General features: G+C 42.1%; 14 protein-coding genes and 1 pseudogene. 10 read left to right on the forward strand and 5 right to left on the reverse strand.

The window, feature by feature from the left end; translation table 11 throughout:
* The first annotated feature begins 538 nt into the window (after positions 1-538).
* Positions 539-1,501, forward strand: a complete 963-nt coding sequence (locus RE317_RS13940; protein ID WP_008667366.1) for an Abi family protein — start codon at positions 539-541, stop codon at positions 1,499-1,501.
* A gap of 344 nt (positions 1,502-1,845) precedes the next feature.
* Here the strand turns inward: RE317_RS13940 and RE317_RS13945 are convergent, their stop codons facing one another.
* Positions 1,846-4,122 (reverse strand): outer membrane beta-barrel family protein, encoded by a 2,277-nt coding sequence (locus RE317_RS13945; protein ID WP_008667364.1) that lies wholly within the window; start codon positions 4,120-4,122, stop codon positions 1,846-1,848.
* A 245-nt stretch (positions 4,123-4,367) separates the two neighbouring features.
* Here RE317_RS13945 and RE317_RS13950 point away from each other — a divergent pair.
* Positions 4,368-4,835: pseudogene (locus RE317_RS13950) on the forward strand (hypothetical protein); the annotation flags it as partial.
* 90 nt (positions 4,836-4,925) lie between these two features.
* The gene (locus tag RE317_RS13955; RefSeq protein ID WP_008667361.1) at positions 4,926-5,981 is read left to right on the forward strand and encodes a YhcG family protein; all 1,056 of its coding nucleotides are present in this window, start codon (positions 4,926-4,928) and stop codon (positions 5,979-5,981) included.
* A 181-nt stretch (positions 5,982-6,162) separates the two neighbouring features.
* Here the strand turns inward: RE317_RS13955 and RE317_RS13960 are convergent, their stop codons facing one another.
* Positions 6,163-7,062, reverse strand: a complete 900-nt coding sequence (locus tag RE317_RS13960; protein ID WP_008667359.1) for a hypothetical protein — start codon at positions 7,060-7,062, stop codon at positions 6,163-6,165.
* 218 nt (positions 7,063-7,280) lie between these two features.
* Between RE317_RS13960 and RE317_RS13965 the strand changes: the two genes are divergently transcribed.
* The 4 genes from RE317_RS13965 to RE317_RS13980 all read left to right on the forward strand — a co-directional run bounded on the left by RE317_RS13965 (position 7,281) and on the right by RE317_RS13980 (position 13,978).
* Positions 7,281-9,410 (forward strand): Tex family protein, encoded by a 2,130-nt coding sequence (locus RE317_RS13965; RefSeq protein ID WP_032944998.1) that lies wholly within the window; start codon positions 7,281-7,283, stop codon positions 9,408-9,410.
* Positions 9,411-9,432: 22 nt separating this feature from the next.
* Positions 9,433-10,230 (forward strand): NAD(+) diphosphatase, encoded by a 798-nt coding sequence (gene nudC / locus RE317_RS13970; RefSeq protein WP_005844701.1) that lies wholly within the window; start codon positions 9,433-9,435, stop codon positions 10,228-10,230.
* A 76-nt stretch (positions 10,231-10,306) separates the two neighbouring features.
* Complete coding sequence (locus RE317_RS13975; RefSeq protein ID WP_016270393.1) at positions 10,307-11,968, forward strand: putative transporter; 1,662 nt, start codon at positions 10,307-10,309, stop codon at positions 11,966-11,968.
* A gap of 9 nt (positions 11,969-11,977) precedes the next feature.
* On the forward strand, positions 11,978-13,978 hold the full coding sequence (locus RE317_RS13980) for a fructose-bisphosphatase class III (RefSeq protein ID WP_032944996.1): 2,001 nt from the start codon (positions 11,978-11,980) through the stop codon (positions 13,976-13,978).
* 129 nt (positions 13,979-14,107) lie between these two features.
* On the opposite strand, the gene panD is transcribed toward RE317_RS13980, so the two are convergent.
* Both panD and panC read right to left on the reverse strand, forming a co-directional pair.
* Positions 14,108-14,458, reverse strand: a complete 351-nt coding sequence (gene panD, locus RE317_RS13985) for an aspartate 1-decarboxylase (protein ID WP_005843461.1) — start codon at positions 14,456-14,458, stop codon at positions 14,108-14,110.
* 21 nt (positions 14,459-14,479) lie between these two features.
* Positions 14,480-15,328 (reverse strand): pantoate--beta-alanine ligase, encoded by an 849-nt coding sequence (gene panC / locus RE317_RS13990; RefSeq protein ID WP_005843459.1) that lies wholly within the window; start codon positions 15,326-15,328, stop codon positions 14,480-14,482.
* A 351-nt stretch (positions 15,329-15,679) separates the two neighbouring features.
* Here panC and RE317_RS13995 point away from each other — a divergent pair, with 351 nt between their 5' ends.
* The 3 genes from RE317_RS13995 (at position 15,680) to RE317_RS14005 (ending at position 18,856) form a co-directional block, all read left to right on the forward strand.
* The gene (locus RE317_RS13995; RefSeq protein WP_005843457.1) at positions 15,680-16,504 is read left to right on the forward strand and encodes a glycogen/starch synthase; all 825 of its coding nucleotides are present in this window, start codon (positions 15,680-15,682) and stop codon (positions 16,502-16,504) included.
* Positions 16,505-16,523: 19 nt separating this feature from the next.
* Positions 16,524-17,936: a DUF4270 domain-containing protein gene (locus tag RE317_RS14000; protein WP_008667352.1), complete on the forward strand. Its 1,413-nt coding sequence runs from the start codon at positions 16,524-16,526 to the stop codon at positions 17,934-17,936.
* A 251-nt stretch (positions 17,937-18,187) separates the two neighbouring features.
* The gene (locus tag RE317_RS14005) at positions 18,188-18,856 is read left to right on the forward strand and encodes a hypothetical protein (protein WP_008667351.1); all 669 of its coding nucleotides are present in this window, start codon (positions 18,188-18,190) and stop codon (positions 18,854-18,856) included.
* Between the two features lie 241 nt (positions 18,857-19,097).
* Here RE317_RS14005 and RE317_RS14010 read toward each other — a convergent pair whose 3' ends face one another.
* Positions 19,098-19,475: a DUF3127 domain-containing protein gene (locus tag RE317_RS14010; RefSeq protein ID WP_005843453.1), complete on the reverse strand. Its 378-nt coding sequence runs from the start codon at positions 19,473-19,475 to the stop codon at positions 19,098-19,100.
* Between the last annotated feature and the right edge of the window lie 87 nt (positions 19,476-19,562).

Raw genomic sequence — 19,562 nt, forward strand, 5'->3', positions numbered from 1 at the left:
CCTGGAAACGCATCGGAACGACTCTTTTTCTTTGCAGAAAGACACCCGATTTATTTATTCCAAATTTTAATCCCATTTATGTACTGTGAGTCAACACCAGAATAGGATACTAAATGTTCTTTTGAGGCCGATCCATATCTAGACACAACTTCGTTAGCTGCCCCGGATTGAGCTGCTAGATCTATTGACTTTTTTCTTTTTGTCGTAACACTTTCTCCTAAAAAAGAAGTGTGACACTGCCAATAACCACATTTTAAAGTGCAGGTCCTGAGAAAACCTAAATCAACAGATATGGTAAAGCAGCCCACGCTATAACGTGGGAACTACCATGCCTATTCTTGTTGATTTTGTGTTTAGTTTCTCAAGCTTCGCACTTACAAGAGTAGCATAACGCTTCTTTATTTTCAAATGCATGGAAATGGTTACCCAAATCCGAGTACAGAATTACGGAAAAACATTTGAAAAAGAAGCGGTAAGATAAAAATATCTGTTTGATATTTGCTCTATTGTTTGGTAGGTTAGAAATAATTAATTACCTTTGCACCAACAAATCCCGCTCGCTTCCCGTAAGATTAGCGTACCCAGCGGGACATTTTTATTTATGGGAGTCAGGTATACAAATCGAGCCATAACCACGGAACAACAAATTGATATTCTCAAAGAAAGAGGTTTGCTTATTGATGATGTTGAGCGAGCTGTTAAAGCCCTTGACATCATAAGCTATGTTCGTCTTGCTGGTTATTGGCGACATTTTGAAGCTGACCACACTACGCATCAATTTAGAGAAGGTTGTCGTTTTGCAGATATTATCGACCTGTATTCCTTTGATAAGCAACTTAGGGCTTTGCTCTTTACTGCCATTCAAACGATTGAAGTTGCTGTTCGCACAAAAATAATCAAGCACTTTGCTCTTGAATTTGGAGCATTTTGGTTTATGGACGAAAACTTTGCCACCAATGAGGCTCGTTTTGCTACCAATTTAGCTGTTATCCGTAAAGAGGTGGAACGCTCACACGATGATTTTATTACTGAGCATTTCCGCAAATACAACGAACCAGAGCTGCCTCCTGTATGGAAAACATTGGAGGTTATCTCAATGGGAACACTCTCTAAGCTCTATTCCAATTTTTCAAATGCCACGGCAAAACATGCTGTCGCAAGAGAGTTCGGTTTGAATCATCACAAATTTTTGAGAAGCTGGTTAGAGTGTCTTGCGGTGCTTCGTAATTGTTGTGCTCATCATTCACGACTGTCCAACCGTGTCTTTCCAGTAAAACCAAAGATGCCAGAACGTATGCCAAATACATGGATTGCTGATTTCTCATTCCGAGAACAAACTCTTTATCCACAATTATGCTGTGTTGTGTATTGGCTCAACTCCATTGTTCTTGAAAATACATTCATTACCGATTTCAAGCAACTCTTGATAAGCCATCCATCAGTGAAAACTCGCTTGTTGGGCTTCCCTCGTAATTGGGAACAAGAGCCTTTGTGGAGGTAATAATATCTACAATAAAATTATTACCAAAAAACAATAAGTAACAGACAATATCGGATAAAATATTGTACCTTTGTATTGGCTTAGACATTGAGCCCAAATAGAAGTGAAATATCGGAAACGAATTGCACCGAAAAAAAGAATAAATCGCTCGTATTGACACCGTAGATGAGTTAATAATAACTAAAATGGTTAAATATTCACCACTTAGAATATACCCTTAAAGGCTACGACCATATTTCCGACTTATCACCAGTAAACTATTGATTAATAAACTATTGAGAGCATAAACCATTATCAGTAAGCATCTAACACAAATTACGTTGCACTATTTGTTTTTCATTTTTTTAGTGTCCAAATCGTGATATATCCACTCCTTTTACTTTCTGTTTTTTATAACCACCGAAACGGTATGTGAAATTCAGAGATACAGTACGGGTATAGTATCCGCTATCCATATCCAAATATTGTTCCTTGAAGCGAACCTTCATATCCGGCATACTGGAGTTGGATATATCACTGCAACGTGCCGTAAGCGAACATCTGTCTTTGGCAAAATTCCATTTCATTCCGGCTGTGAGATTAAATGAACTGGCGAGATCCAACGTTCCCTGAATGAAAGGTGTCTGTATGTTTCCTATCAATTCAAAGGATAGGTTCTTGCCTACTTTGAAGCTGTTGTCAAGTGTGCCGATAAACAGCCATTTTTTGCGGTCAAATGGTACATCAAAAAAACGGTCGCATTTTTGCCGTGCCTGCATGCCTACAAGCGTGAGTCTTGCATCATACCAGTTTCCCATGCTGAGCGGCAGAATGACATTCGCACCTATCATACGCATATAATTCCAGTTGGTATTTTTGTATATCAATGCCAGTCGGCCTGTTGCCTGATAAGGTGTTTGGGCAAAGTAATCGGATGTATGCGTGTAGAACAGACCGAAAATATACTTCTGTTTCAGTATGTACGTACCATTCAGGTTATAGTTTGTCATAGGGCGCAATCCCGGTGTTCCCTGAAGTTCGGAATATCCGTTCAGATATGTAACGGATGATTGCATATCCCAGTAGCCCGGATAGCTCTTGTCTGTTGATAGGGATAGCTGGAAGATGTGTTGCGGACCTTTCAAATAGGTCAGTGAGGCTTGCGGATATACAGCCCATTTATGATAATTCCCGATGGTATAATATTCTCCTGTGGCAGAGATGGAGAATGAGGTTCCGGTTGCCCAGTTTTTATTCAATGAAAAATAAAAACCAGTTGTCTGTTCATTAAGTCCGGCTTCTGTATTTTCAGGTTTTATATTACCAGACACATTATCATAAGTTTGAAAATCATAATCTTTTGCATAACGGTAGGATATTCCGTAACCGATACCCCAGTTATTTGTCAGATTATGTTTCTGGTCTGCATAAATCGAATAACGGTCTATACGCTGACCGCCAGTCAGGGTATATGAGTTTTTACTCTTATCAGATAATTGTGTGAACATGGTCTGGCTATTGTCTGAGGTGTAACGTGTATAATCACCGCCTACTTCCAGACCGATACCCGAACTATATTGTACTGTTATATTGTTCATCTTATTATCTGTAAACTTATCAAGATTGGACTGCTGAAAACTTCCATCAGCTATACTGCGGTTATGCCCGTCAGGGGTAAAACTTCCCGTGTAGGCTACATTCAGATGATTCTTTTCGTTGAAGTTATATTCCAGAGCGGTTCTCACATTGTGCATCCAACTTTTGGAACTCAGTTTCTCGTTCTGCATTATTTCATATACATTATTATTCAAAGTGTGTCTGGAGAGCAAGTCTGTGTATTCCATAGTTTTGATATTGTCAGCTCCATACATTACATCTAAAGTGATTTTTGGTGTGGAAAAGCGAAAATTTCCGTTTGCACCGCCACTGCTGAAATATCTGTTCTGGTAATTGGTACTTAATTCACCCTGAAAGGAATAGTCGTGTGAGCGTTTTATTACCACATTGATAACTGCTCCGCGTACATGAAGTTCCGGAGGGGCACTGTACATTACTTCCGCTTTTTCCACACGATTTACAGGAGTATTGCGTAATAATGTTTCCAGCTGTTCAGAGGTCATAGTGGTAGGCTTGCCGTTCATCACTATTGTGAGAGAATTTGCTCCGGCAAGAGAAAGAATTCCATTTTTTTCCTGTACTCCCGGCAGTTTGATTATGGCTTCGTAAGCATTATTTACGGACTGCTTTTCTGATAGTGCGGAAAGGTCATAGCCAAGCCGTCCGTTTTCTACCTTAACCAATGGTCTTTCTCCCTTTATTACCACTTCGTCCAGATTATAGTCTTTCTGCTCCAGCGTAATGATGCCTGCATCTGCTGTCTGCCCCTTTACCTGTTTGGTTTGGTAAAGCAGGTGTTGAACTATGAGCAAATAACCATCCGGCTCCTGCTCCAACGTAAATGTACCGTCAGCCGCAGATATGGCTGCTCCTAAATAGGTAGAATCCGGCAACTGCATGACAATCGTAGCACCTTCTATCGGTTGCTGTTTTGTATCTATTATTTTCCCTGTTGTCTGACTAAAGGCAGATATTGAAAGACCTGTACAAATCAAGAAACCTGTCATGACCCTTTTACATTCCATAAATATGTGTTTATTTACTGACAATCTTTCTATTAAATTCAAGATAATTCTTAGAAACTGTTTTGAATTAATCAAAGAATAATGTTATAGGCATTTCCGAAATTCAAAATCAGCAAGTCAATCGGAAAAATATTATATCTTTAAAAGTAACAAGCAATACAGTTATGACACAGTATCCAACCGATCTGACTGAAAAACAATGGCAAGTTTATAAAAAAAGATTTAGAACTGCAAGAAAGGAAACGGAAACATCCGCTCAAAGAGATAATATTTCCACACATGTGGAAACCATTGAACAGTTACAGGATAAAATTCAGACCATGCAGAGTGACCACCATAGGGAACTAATGAAGCTGGAGGCAAAGCACCAATCCGAACTTAACCGCAAGGAAGCTGTGCATACGGAGGAAACAACGAGGCTCAAAACAAGCGATATCTTCCGTAAGGCAGTAAACAACATCATTCGTTTGGCAAGGAACTATTACAAGCCCTGTTTTGACGCGGAGCATGTATCAGACATTAAGAGTGTCCTCAACCTGTTCGGTGACAACAAACAACCACATCGTACAACCAGAGATTTCCTGTATATCACTGCCAAGCAAAAAGGGAATTTGGATAACCGAGAACGAATCAAAGCTAAACGGGAAGCCGATAACGTGGTGGAGGGAGATTATGACCAGCAACAAAAGAGGAGCTTTTCTATGCGAAGATAATAATTGATAGGATGTAATCAGCAATAATCGTAAGTTTTTGATGCACAACCGAATAATAATAGTAACTTTGTAAACGAATTAAAGAAAAATATGCCTAAGAACACAAATATACAAATGATTGACAACTTGGCGAATAACTTTCATGGTTACGCGGTATTGCTTCGCAAAATCAAGCAAAGGGTGCTGATTGCCCAGCAACGGGCAATTTATGCCGCCAACGAAGAAATGCTCAGAATGTATTGGGACGTGGGCGAGATGTTACAAAAAAGCCAAGACGCTGACGGTTGGGGCAAGAAAACTTTGCAACGCTTATCCGTGGATTTGAAGAACGAGTATTCCGAAATAAAGGGCTTCTCTGTACGCAATATGCAGTATATGATACAATTTTTCAATGAATATAATCAGGAGCACCACCTTTCACTTCCTATCAAACATTTGGGATGGGTTCACAATCTCATACTCTTGCAGCAAGTCAAGGACATTCGGGCACGCTATTGGTACATGGTACAGAGCATCACCTCCCATTGGTCAAAACGTTATCTGCAAGAAGCTATCAAACTGGATGATTACGGCAAACATGGAGCGTTGGCAAACAATTTCAGTGAAACCCTGCCTATACCAGAGGCAAACGATGTGAAATCCATGCTCAAAGATCCGTATATATTCGATATGCTGACTTTCACAAAAGAATACAATGAGCGTGATGTGGAAATAGGATTGGTCAAGCATGTAGAAAAATTCCTTGTGGAAATGGGAGCCGGCTTTGCTTTCATGGGGCGGCAGTATCACATAGAGGTGTCGGGCGATGATTACTATATCGACATATTAATGTATAACGCATTTTTGCATAGATATTTAGTGATTGAGTTGAAAGACACGGAGTTCATACCGGAATATATCGGTAAACTCAACTTCTACTGTTCTGCTGTGGATGACATCCTTTGCCGAGAGGGAGATAACCGAACGATTGGATTGTTGCTTTGCAAAAGCAAAGACCGTATCAAGGCTGAATATGCCTTGCGTGATCTTCAGAAGCCAATCGGCATATCCGACTACGAATTGGGGCAAGCCCTGCCGAAAGACTTCCATGGCAGTCTGCCTACGATTGAAGAAATTGAGAAAGAATTAGCGTCTGACAGTCGATGAAATGAACTTATCAATCTCTTACATACATCAGGATTAAACAGTTCTACCCCTAACTATGAATCGCCAGGCTTGATATCCAATATAAAATCATTCCAAGAACCGCTATTTTCTTTTATCCCGATGAAGCTATTGTCCAACTCTTTTTTAAAATCATCATCTATATAAACAAGTGTTTCATCATTCAATATTTTAGACAGTTTAATAGAATCCTCCTTTGTCCATACCTCTTGCGCACAAAGAATATCCGCAATAAATCAATATACTGAGTACCTATACCTACATTCATTTTCAATTTGTTTGTTAACTGAAAAAGAGAATTTGAATATATGTATAATACATTATTCTGTCCTTCCCCATAAGCATAGCATTCCATTGGATAGGATAATCCGATATTGGGACTTATATTAAAATTCAAATCATAGAATATTCCTGTATAGCTTATTCCAGTTCGATTTGTATGGAAAGCATTAAAGCGTTTATTGATAAATGTATTGATTTGAAGATTGGTCTCATGCTTTGTTGCAAATGCGACAGGTATTCTGTTTAATTCATTATCATAAATATGATTCTCTGCTTTGGTTCCAGAAAAGGTTATGCCTATATTGCTTCTCAGATATGTATTATCATTCCAAGATAAAGTATGTGCCATTCCAATTGCTCCTTTTTGGAAGTCAGCCTTCTGTTCTTGTCTTTCCATAGATGTTTCCCATTGTTTAGGGTCATCTTCCGGTCTTTGAATTATTTTATCCAAGAGTCCGATACCCCAAAATGTGAAAGTTCCCATTTTTTTTGTTGGCAAGTTTATCTTAAAAGCCAAATCCTGATAATTAAGCCCCTCGTCAGAACCACTAATCTTATCTGCCAAACCAGAATATGAGTAACGGTAATTAAAGAGGTACGAACTTCCACTTTTCTTATTTATTGGTCTTTCTGATGATAAATCAAATCCCCAAATGCCTAATTGAACAGCATGTGCAAAATCCGTAGTATTGCCATTTCGCATTTTCATATCAAAAATTCCAGACAACGAATTAGAATACTCTGCTGGATAAGCACCATAATAGAAATCCGAATTTGCCATTGTCTGTAAACTTAATTATTTATCCTGTATTTTTCTTTTCCCATGATAAGTTGTCATCCAATAAACACAATGTTTCCATGACTTCCTGGATCGATGCAGTCATTTCAAAATCAAGAGAATACCGAGCGAACGGATAAGATACATTGTTTTCAACCTCAAATTATACGGAAAAACCCATACCTTTTTTATACCTTTGCCCCCAAAAGAAAACAACAGACATGGAACTATTCAATAAAATGATTGCCGCAGCCCTGAAGGTTTCCGTACATCAAGTAGACAATACATTATCTCTACTGGGCGGGGGAGCTACCATCCCTTTCATAAGCCGATACCGGAAAGAGGCAACCGGAGGACTGGACGAAGTACAAATAGGCGAAATTAAAGACAGAAATGACAAGTTGTGTGAACTGGCCAAGCGAAAAGAAACCATTCTTTCTACCATAGAAGAACAGGGCAAACTGACAGAAGAATTGCGCAAACGCATTGAACAGAGTTGGGATGCCACCGAAGTGGAAGACATATATCTGCCCTATAAGCCGAAACGTAAGACCCGCGCCGAAGCGGCACGGCAAAAAGGACTGGAACCGCTTGCCACCTTACTGTTATTGCAACGCGAAAACCATCTAGACAGCCGTCTCCCCGCTTTTGTGAAAGGAGATGTGAAAGACGAAGAGGATGCGCTGAAAGGCGCGCGCGACATCATAGCCGAACAAGTGAGCGAGGACGAGCGCGCCCGCAACCAACTGCGCAACCAATTTTCCCGACAAGCCGTCATCACCTCCAAAGTGGTGAAAGGCAAAGAGGAAGAAGCCGCCAAATACCGCGATTATTTCGACTTCAGCGAACCTTTGAAACGCTGTTCCTCCCACCGTCTGCTGGCTATCCGCCGGGGAGAGTCGGAAGGCCTGTTGAAAGTAAGTATAAGTCCTGATAACGAAGAGTGCGCCGGACGGCTGGAACAAATGTATGTCCGTGGCAACAATGAATGCAGCCGCCAGGTAGGCGAGGCAGTGCGTGATGCGTACAAGCGGCTTCTGAAGCCTTCCATCGAAACCGAATTTTCAGCCTTGAGCAAGGAGAAAGCCGACGAGGAGGCAATCCGCGTCTTCGCCGGAAACCTGAGACAGCTTCTGCTGGCTCCTCCTTTGGGACAGAAACGGGTCATGGGAGTTGATCCCGGCTACCGTACCGGATGTAAAATAGTCTGTCTGGACGCCCAAGGCTCTTTGCTACACAATGAAACCATTTATCCGCATCCGCCCAAGAATGAATACTCACAGGCAGCCCGCAGCATCGTGAAATTGGTAGAACAATATCAGATAGAGGCAATCGCCATAGGCAATGGCACCGCCAGCCGTGAGACAGAACAATTCATCACTTCACAACGCTATGACCGTGAATTGCAAGTATTTGTAGTAAGCGAGGACGGAGCATCCATTTACTCGGCCTCGAAAACCGCCCGAGACGAGTTCCCTGAATACGACGTGACCGTGCGTGGAGCCGTATCCATAGGCCGCCGGTTGATGGACCCGCTGGCCGAACTGGTGAAAATAGATGCCAAATCTATCGGAGTGGGACAATACCAGCATGATGTGGACCAGACTTTATTGAAGAAATCATTGGACCAGACAGTGGAAAGTTGTGTGAACCTGGTAGGTGTGAACCTCAATACCGCCAGCCGCCATCTGCTGACTTATATATCGGGGCTAGGTCCTGCCTTGGCTCAAAACATTGTGGATTACCGCACCGAGAACGGGCCTTTCAGTTCACGCAAGGAGTTATTGAAAGTACCCCGGATGGGAGCGAAAGCGTTTGAGCAATGCGCAGGGTTCCTGCGTATCCCACAAGCGAAGAATCCGCTGGACAACTCGGCCGTGCATCCCGAAAGCTATCCCATAGTGGAGCAGATAGCCAAAGACCTGAACTGCACCGTAGACGAACTGATAAAAAGCAAAGAACTGCGCAGCCGGATTGATATCAAGAAGTATGTCACCCCGACAGTGGGGCTTCCCACCCTGACAGACATCATGCAGGAATTGGACAAGCCGGGACGCGACCCACGGCAACAAATCCAAGTTTTTGAATTTGACAAGAATGTAAAGACCATAGAGGATTTGACTGAAGGAATGGAACTGCCCGGCATTGTGAACAATATTACCAACTTCGGTTGCTTTGTAGATATAGGAATCAAAGAGAAGGGTCTGGTGCACGTATCACAACTGGCCGACAAATTTGTGAGCGACCCCACCACCGTAGTCAGCATCCATCAGCATGTACGGGTGAAAGTGATGAGCATAGACCTAGAGCGCAAGCGCATCCAGCTCACTATGAAAGGATTGAATCAATAATTGCAACAAGGTAAAAAAGAATATGGAAGAAGATATAGAAACCTGCGGCTGGTTCGTTTTTTATAAGGATCAGCTGCTGATAGAGAAAAAGAACGGAATGTACACCATACCTTTCGGAACAGAGCCTCCCATGCCTGTTCCGGTGGGAAGCACTATCCACACCATCGGAGAGATAGAGGGACGCACTGCCAAGACTTTCTCCGTACATGCCCCGGTGCCCGGCAGCGAAAATGACCGCCACCTGATGATGGATCTCCGGAGTTCATACGACGTATTGCCTTGGGAAGAGTACAATGTGGGTGGAAAAGCCTTCCAGATACTGAATTGGGACAAGAACAGCCGCTATTGCCCCATGTGCGGCGTACCTACCGTACAGATTTCTCCTATTGCTAAAAAATGCCCCCAATGTCGTCAGGAAATTTATCCGCGCATCTCTCCTGCCATCATTGTATTGATACGCCGGGAAGACAGCATACTGCTGGTCCACGCCCGCAACTTCCGGGGAACCTTCAACGGTTTGGTAGCCGGTTTTCTTGAACCGGGCGAAACTTTGGAGGAATGTGTGCACCGCGAGGTACTGGAAGAAACAGGACTCCATATCAAAAACCTGAAATATTTCGGCAGCCAGCCGTGGCCTTATCCCAGCGGAATCATGATAGGCTTCACCGCCGATTATGAAAGCGGAAACATCAAACTACAACAAGAAGAACTGAATGCCGGCGCTTTCTATACCAAAGACAACTTGCCGGAGATACCCAAAAAGCTGAGCCTGGCAAGAAAACTGATTGATGCGTGGCTGGAGGAAAAGGATCATTTATAGAACGAGATGAGTCATGTTCCATCCATAAATACCTATTTATCGCTTGCAGAACTTAAAAATGTACTATCTTTGCAATATGGAATGGTTAAATAGCTTATTTTTTGAACACACGCCTTTACAGGCGGTTGTAATCCTCTCGATTATCATTGCCGTGGGGCTCGGTTTAGGTAAAATCCACCTGTTTGGCATTTCATTGGGAGTTACCTTCGTCTTTTTTGCCGGTATTCTGGCCGGACACCTGGGATTCTCAATCGACCCGAATATGCTGAATTACGCCGAGAGTTTCGGTCTTGTGCTTTTTGTATACGAACTGGGCTTGCAGGTAGGTCCCGGCTTTTTCAGTTCATTCCGTAAAGGCGGCGTACAGCTCAATATGCTGGGCATAGGCGTTATTCTGGCAGGTACGGTCATGACGGTGCTTTTCAGCAAACTGGGAGGCATACCGATGAGCGATATGGTAGGCATCCTTTGTGGAGCCACCACCAATACTCCCGCTTTGGGGGCCGCCCAACAGACATTGAAACAAATGGGGGAACCCGCCAGTGGCGCTGCGTTAAGTTGCGCCGTAACCTATCCGCTGGGAGTGGTAGGTGTTATTCTGGCCATGCTGCTGGTACGCAAATTATTTGTCCGTCCCTCAGATATCAACATTCACGAGCACGAGGACACCAATCAAACGTTCATTGCCACCTTCAAAGTGCACAATCCCGCCATTTTCAATAAAAGCATAAAAGAAGTAGCTTTATTAAGCTATCCTAAATTTGTTATCTCCCGTTTATGGCGGGAAGGTACGGTAAGCATCCCCACTTCCGAAAAAATACTGAAAGAGAATGACCGCCTGCTGGTTATCACCACCGAAAAGGACGCTCCCTCGCTCACGATTCTTTTCGGCGAACAGGAAAACCAGGATTGGAATAAAGAAGACATCGACTGGAATGCCATAGACAGCCAATTGATTTCCAAACATATCGTTATCAGCCGCCCCGAAATAAACGGGAAAAAACTAGGCTCTTTACGTCTGCGCAACAGCTATGGCATCAACATCAGCCGTGTGATGCGCAGCGGGGTACAACTGCTTGCCACACCGGGGCTGATCCTCCAACTGGGCGACCGGCTGACCGTAGTGGGAGAAGCCAAAGCCATAGAGAATGTGGAAAAAGTATTGGGCAATGCGGTTAAAACGTTGAAGGACCCTAATCTTGCCGCCATTTTTATAGGTATTGTACTGGGATTGATACTAGGCTCCATCCCTATCGCCATCCCCGGCATCAGCACTCCCGTTAAATTAGGCCTGGCAGGCGGACCTATCGTAGTAGGAATTCTTATCGGATGCTTTGGCCCCCGTTTCCACCTCATCACTTATACCACCCGGAGTGCCAACCTGATGCTGCGCGGTATCGGGTTATCCCTCTATCTGGCTTGCCTGGGACTGGATGCAGGCGCACATTTCTTCGAGACAGTGATGCGCCCCGAAGGAGCCATCTGGATAGCTGTAGGCTTCGCCATCACCTTTATTCCGGTAGTCATTATGGCATTAGTGGCCCTCCGCATAAGCCACCTCGACTTCGGAAGCACCTGTGGCATGCTGTGTGGAAGCATGGCAAACCCTATGGCATTGAACTATGCCAATGACACGTTACCCGGTGATAATCCGGCAGTGAGTTATGCCACCGTATATCCGCTGTCCATGTTCAGCCGGGTCATTATAGCCCAATTAATACTTATGTTTTTTATATAATTTCCAGCTATGAACGCTTATAATTCTATCACCCCGGAAACCATACAGGAAGATATGCGATACCTGCAACTGCTGTCGCATAGTTTCCCCACTATAGCCGATGCCAGTACGGAAATAATCAACCTGGAAGCTATTCTGAACCTGCCTAAAGGTACAGAACATTTCCTTGCCGACCTGCACGGAGAGTACGAGGCATTCCAGCATGTATTGCGGAATGCTTCCGGGGCCATCAAAAGAAAAGTAAATGAAATATTCGGCAATACCCTGCGCGAGAATGAAAAAAAAGAACTATGTACGCTGATTTATTATCCGGAACAAAAACTGGATCTGGTAAAAGCAGTGGAAACAGACCTGGACGACTGGTATGTCATCACGTTGAACCAGTTGGTACGTGTATGCCAAAATGTATCCTCCAAATATACCCGTTCCAAAGTGCGGAAGTCGCTTCCCAAAGAATTCTCGTATATCATTCAGGAGTTGTTGCACGAAAACTCAATGGTTCCCAACAAACAGGCGTATATTAATGTCATCATCAGCACCATCATTTCTACCCGCCGCGCCGATGACTTTATCATTGCCCTATGCAACCTCATCCAACGGCTCACCATAGACACACTGCATGTGCTGGGTGATATATTCGACCGTGGCCCTGCCCCCCACCGCATTATGGACATATTATGCGATTATCATAATTTCGACGTACAATGGGGAAACCATGACATTTTATGGATGGGAGCCGCAGCCGGCAACGACTGCTGTATGGCAAACGTGCTACGCCTGGCCATGCGTTATGGCAACCTTGCCGCTCTGGAGGACGGATATGGCATCAACCTTCTGCCCCTGGCCACCTTTGTCATGGAAACATACGCTGATGATCCCTGCACCCTGTTCGGACCGAAAGTAGAGAAAGAAGACTGTACGTACAATGCCAAGACGCTGCGCATGATAGGCCAGATGCACAAAGCAATCAGTGTTATCCAGTTCAAGCTGGAAGCGGAGATTATCAGGCGCCGCCCCGATTTCGAGATGGACGACCGTATGCTGCTACACCGTATAGACTTCGAGCGTAAGACCATCACAATGCCCAATGGAAAAGAATATGAGCTGAAAGACAGTTTTCTTCCTACGGTAGATCCTGCCGATCCTTATAAGCTGACAGACGAAGAACGGGAAATTATGAACAAACTCCATCGTTCATTTGTCAGCAGTGAGAAATTGAAAAAACATATCCGCTGCCTGTTCCGTTACGGATGCATGTACACGGTGAGCAACTCAAATCTGCTGTTCCACGCCTCCATTCCCTTGAATGCCGACGGTACGCTGAAAGATGTGTCCATAGCCGGAAAAACGTACAAGGGAAAAGCCTTGCTGGAAAAAGTAGGGCATTTGATCCGTACCGCCTTCTTCGCTGAGGAAGACAACGAGGACAGACCCTTTGCTGTAGACTATGTATGGTACTTGTGGTGTGGCAAAGACTCCCCTGCTTTCGACAAAGACAAAATGGCTACTTTTGAACGTTACTTCTTAAAAGAGAAAGAGTTGCACAAGGAAGTGAAAGGTCACTATTACAGCCTGCGCAATGAAGAAAAAGTATGTGACATGCTGCTGGACGAGTTCGGCGTGATAGGAACACACCGCCATATCATCAACGGGCATGTACCCGTAAAAACCATCCAAGGTGAGAATCCGATAAAAGCAAACGGCAAGATGATGGTCATAGACGGAGGATTCTCTAAAGCGTATCATTCGGAAACCGGAATTGCCGGATATACACTGGTATACCATTCGCGCGGATTCCAACTGGTACAGCACGAACCGTTCACCTCAATGCAAAAAGCCATTGAAGAAGGGCAGGATATCAAATCGAGCACTCAGATAGTAGAAATGAGCACCCAACGCATGATGGTAAAGGACACTGACAAAGGACGGGAACTGGTGACACAGATCAACGATTTAAAGAAATTGCTGATGGCCTACCGGACAGGACTTATCAAGGAGAAATCCATATAAACAGATTATCCGCAATCATACTACCGGATAATAAATGAAAGTTTATTGCCCTATGATTGCGGATAAAAAAATAAAGCCCGTATCAGACTCACGTCTACCGGGCTTTTGGATTACCGAACAAAAATATCGTTATACAATCTTGTTCATCGCCGAATCGGGGAAAACCACCGTCGGCTTGAACGATTTAGCTTCCTCAAAATCCATCATGGCGTATGACATGATAATCACAATGTCACCCACCTGTACTTTCCGGGCAGCAGCCCCATTCAGACAAATACATCCCGAACCGCGCTCACCCTTAATAATATAAGTTTCAAACCTCTCGCCGTTATTATTATCCACAATGTGCACTTTCTCGCCGGCAATCATGTTGGCGGCATCCATCAAGTCCTCGTCAATCGTAATACTACCCATGTAATTCAAATTGGCTTCCGTTACACGGACACAATGCAGTTTCGACTTTAATACCTCAATCATCATAATTCTAATGGTTAACGATCACTATCCCTTATATTTTATATTATCTATCAAACGTACCTCTCCGCAAAATACCGTAATGCAACCTACTGCATAATCCGTATCTTCCCAATCCGTTATTTTCTGAAGCGTAGTGCCGTCTACTATTTCAAAATATTCCAGACGCAAACCCGGAGCGGCAGCAATCGCATCTTCTACAAACTTCTGAGTCTCAGCGACCGGATGAGATTTTGCAAAAGTACAACTCTTAAATAAAGTCTGCGAAATATTCAGCGCATACTCTCTCTCCACCGCAGAAAGCCGTGCATTGCGGCTGCTCAATGCCAGCCCGTCTTCCTCACGCACAATAGGACAACCTACAATTTCCAGTCCGTTGAACCCTATCTGTTTCACCATTTCACGAATAATAGCCAACTGCTGGAAATCTTTCTCGCCGAAATAAGCACGGGTAGGATTTACAATCATAAACAGCTTGCTCACTATCTGGCATACTCCATTGAAATGTCCCGGACGGAAACGGCCTTCCATCACTGTGTCCAACGGCGCATAGCTGAACTGCCGGGTATCAGGCTCAGGATAAATCTCTTCTACAGACGGAGCAAAAACAAAAGCCGCCCCTACTTTTTCCAACAATTCACAATCGGCATCCAATGTACGCGGATATTTTGCCAAGTCATTTTTGTCGTTAAACTGGGTAGGATTCACAAAATCACTTACCACCACTACATCATTTTCTGCAACAGCACGTTTCACCAACGAAGCGTGTCCGGCATGGAGTGCACCCATCGTAGGTACCAGACCTATTGTCTTTCCCTCACTGCGCAGGGCATCCAGCTCTGACTGAAGCTCTTTGATTGTTTGAACTAACTTCATCTTTTTATCTCTTTTGTTTGAGTAGTTTCATTTAAAACGGCTGCAAAGTAAACCATTATTTGGGAGATAACGAAGAAAAAAAGAGTTTTAATTAATGATGAGTAGTTAGTAATAAGCGGTTAATACCTTGCAGATATGGCGCAATAAGCCCTCTTCAGCCACCGGCCGGCCACTTGTTCTTTCCCGTTTTTCACCTAATTCCGCAAGACATCGGCCATTAACCTCAAATTGCTAATGACTAATTACCAGCCACTTAACATATCATAAGGAATTATTATTCCTCGTTTCTTGCCACTCTCATCTATTTTTTTTATATCTTTGCAAAATGATTATGAGCAACAAAAAGTTAAGATGAAGGCAAATAAAGTTTTATTTATTACACAAGAGATTACCCCTTACGTTCCCGAATCCGAAATGGCAAACATGGGAAGATTTCTTCCTCAGGCTATTCAGGAAAAAGGCAGAGAAATCAGAACTTTTATGCCAAAATGGGGCAATGTCAATGAACGCAGAAACCAATTACACGAAGTCATCCGCCTGTCCGGCATGAATTTAATCATAGACGATACGGACCATCCGCTGATTATCAAGGTAGCATCTATCCAAGCTGCACGTATGCAGGTTTACTTCATTGACAATGACGACTATTTCCAGCACCGCCAAATGGTAGCTGACGAAAACGGTGTAGAATACAAAGACAATGACGAACGTGCTATTTTTTATGCACGCGGCGTATTGGAAACGGTAAAGAAATTACGCTGGTGTCCGGACATTATCCATTGCCAAGGGTGGATGAGTGCATTTGTACCTCTTTATATCAAGAAGGCTTATCAGGATGAACCGTCATTCAGAGACTCAAAAGTAGTATTTTCGGTATTTGAAGATGATTTCAAATCGGACTGCGAAGGTAATCTGACTGAAAAACTCATGCTGAAAGGCATTGAAAAGAATGATGTGGAAAGCATCGTCAAATCTCCGGCAAATTACGAGGAGCTGTGCAAACTGGCCATTGCCTACTCCGACGGTGTGATACAAAACAGCGAAAAAGTGAACGAGAATGTCATGAAGTTCGCCCGTGAATCGGGTGTGCCCGTGCTCGACTATCAGCCTGCCGATACCTATGTAGATGCTTTCAATGAGTTCTATGACAAAGTATGGGAGTTTGAAAAGAAATAACTCACTAAGAATAATAAAGATGAAAATCAAATACTTATGCGCATTGTTGTTGGCTGCACTTATTTATAGTTGCGATGATTCAACAACCGGCATCGGGACTGATCTTATCCCCGGTGGAGATAAGATTCCGGCAAATACAGACAGTTATGAGTTTACCACCAAATCTCTGTTGGCCGACTCCGTTTATGCACGTACCAGTACTGCATATTTAGGACGATATACCGATGAGCAATTTGGAGAATTTACTGCCGACTTTATAGCACAGTTCACCTGTATGGACAACTTCAAATTTGAAGAAGATATAACAGATATCACAGGTCTTAGTCTATTTTTACAATATTCTACTTTTTTCGGTGATTCTTTAAACGGTATGCGTTTACAAGTTGATACGCTAAACAAGGTTATTGCAGAAAAAAACATAAACACTTTTTATACAAGTGTAAATCCGTCGGATTATTATAATAAACAAGCTAAACCTATCGCCTTAAAAGCATATTCTGCCGTTGGTCCTTCTGCAATGGACGACACTTACTCTGGCACTAGGGTAATAACCCAAGCCGTCAAATTACCTAAAGAATTAGGAGAATTCATGTATAACAAGTACAAAGAAGACAAAAATTATTATAAAGACGCTAGTGCTTTTATCAAAAATGTATTAAAAGGTATTTACGTACAATCCACTCATGGAGATGGTACTATTTTGTATATAAACAATATAACGCTTCGCCTCTATTATGACCTCATGCTGGAAAGTTCTTCAGGAAAAAAAGACTCCCTATCCTCTAGATTTTATGATTTTGCCGCAACCAAGGAAGTAATACAAGCTAACCACTTTAAGAATGATAACAGACTTAATGACTTAGTTGAAAATCCCAATCGTACTTATATAAAAAGCCCTGCAGGTATTTTCACCGAAGCAATCTTCCCCATTACAGAAATTTACAGCGAGCACAAAAATGACACTCTAAACGGTGTGAATGTATCATTTACCCGTTATAACGAAGAGGAGTCCAAATATCCAATGAATATACCTCAATATGTATTGATGGTTAGAAAGCAGGATATGTTCTCTTTTTTTGAGGAAAACAAGATCACTAATAACAAAACATCTTTTTTAAGTCAATATAGCAGTAGTAATAATACATACACTTTTACTAACATTGCCCCTTTAATTACTTATTGTATTGAAGAGCGGAAGAGAGAGATAATAGCATCAGGAGGAAATCCTAATAAAGAGGAAGACTGGAAGAAATGGGAGTCCGAGAATCCAGATTGGAATAAAGTTGTATTAATTCCTGTTAAAGTAGAAAGTAACTCAAACAATGAAGTGGTTGCTATATCCAATAGTTTAGACATGGAAAGTGCTGCACTAAAAGGAGGCACAAACGAAAAAAACAAATTAAAGATGCAAATTTTCTATACAACATTTTAAGAATGAAAACATTATAATTAACAATAAGAGTAATGCCATTATTTTCGCAAATAATGGCATTTACTCTTCAAACATATACAATTTTCAGAAAGTTCCATCTCATCAAGACAACACATATAAATCTTATTATTTTGTCTTCTCCAAAAGGAAGCTTGTTTTCATAAAAAAAAGAATCAAAATTATTTTATTTTCTACAATAAAATCCATATATTTGAAAGTGCTTATTTATTAACCAATAAAAAATAATAGTTATGAAAAATTTAGCAAGCTTTTTATTGAGCGTGATGCTCATATGCTTTAGTGCATGTAGTAACAATGATGATTTAGTGGAAGTAAGACAACAAGTCACACCACTTAAAAATTTAGTCCGATCTACCACATTCAATTACCAAGGAAAAAATTACACCTCGGAATTCAATTACACAAATGATTCTTCTATTGTTTACATCGACAAAGAAGTTCAAAAAACGGCAGAAAAACTTGATCAAAACCCTATCCTTGTTACATTTTTCAATGCCGGAATAATTACTTACTATGATAACGAAAGTGAATTTGACAAAACACTAAACATTAACACAAAAGCAACAAGAGCAAGTAGACTTGCAGCCGAAGCTACATTTTATAAAGATACAAATTACAACGGAGCTGAATTAAAAATAGGCGCAGGAAATTATCCTGATTTAAACAGCTATAGCTTTGATAATTGTATTAGTTCTTTCAAAGCATCAACAACCAATCCCGGTTTTCCAACCTCACCTGTAGCAGTAAGATTATACGCAGACAAGAATTATGGTGGTCGCATGTATTCATTCTTAATAATAGACGGACCCGGATGGAATAATACTTATACTAAAAATGTTCCTAATCTAGGAGACTATAATCTTAATGACAATGTTTCTTCTATCAAAATAGGATATTAATAAAATTCACCAAGAACGCGAAAAGAAAAACCACAATCAATATATGAGTTATTATTAGGGATATTAAAAAAACATTATGATTCCAACCAACTAGTTCATATTCAAAAAAATTATGGATTAGTTGGTTAATTTTATAGATTGAATATCCCTACAGAAATTGACTTATAAGCATAAATAAGCCGGCAAAATCCTTTTCACGGATTCTGCCGGCTTATTTATGTTTATGGGAATCCTCTATCCCCTAGAAAGGCAAATCATCCTTCTCGTCTGTCGCGGCAAAATCTACCGGTGCAGCGGGAGCAGCATTCATGGGAGGAAACGGAGCATCCGGTGCAACAGGTCCCTGGGCACCCACACGCTCTACTTTCCACGCACGGATACTGTTGAACCAACGACCATTCCACTCGCGGGCATCCACATCAAAAAACACATTCAACTCTTCACCTGCCTGAATATTAAATTGCGCTATCTTATCTGCTCCAAATACGTCAAAACACATTTTTTTAGGATATTGATCATGCGTTTCAATTACGTATTCTTGTACTTTCCATTCATTTCCTGTCTTTGAAACTCCTCCTCTCGGTTCGAGGACTGCTATTACTTTTCCTGCTAATTCCATATTACGTTATTTAAATTCGCCACGAAAGTACACTTTTCCTTGCGAGTAAACTAATTTTTTCGCCATTTTTTGCGCTTGAACCATAAT

Origin of the sequence: Phocaeicola sp. GP0067 (assembly GCF_031119655.1) — a bacterium.
Lineage (GTDB): Bacteria > Bacteroidota > Bacteroidia > Bacteroidales > Bacteroidaceae > Phocaeicola > Phocaeicola vulgatus.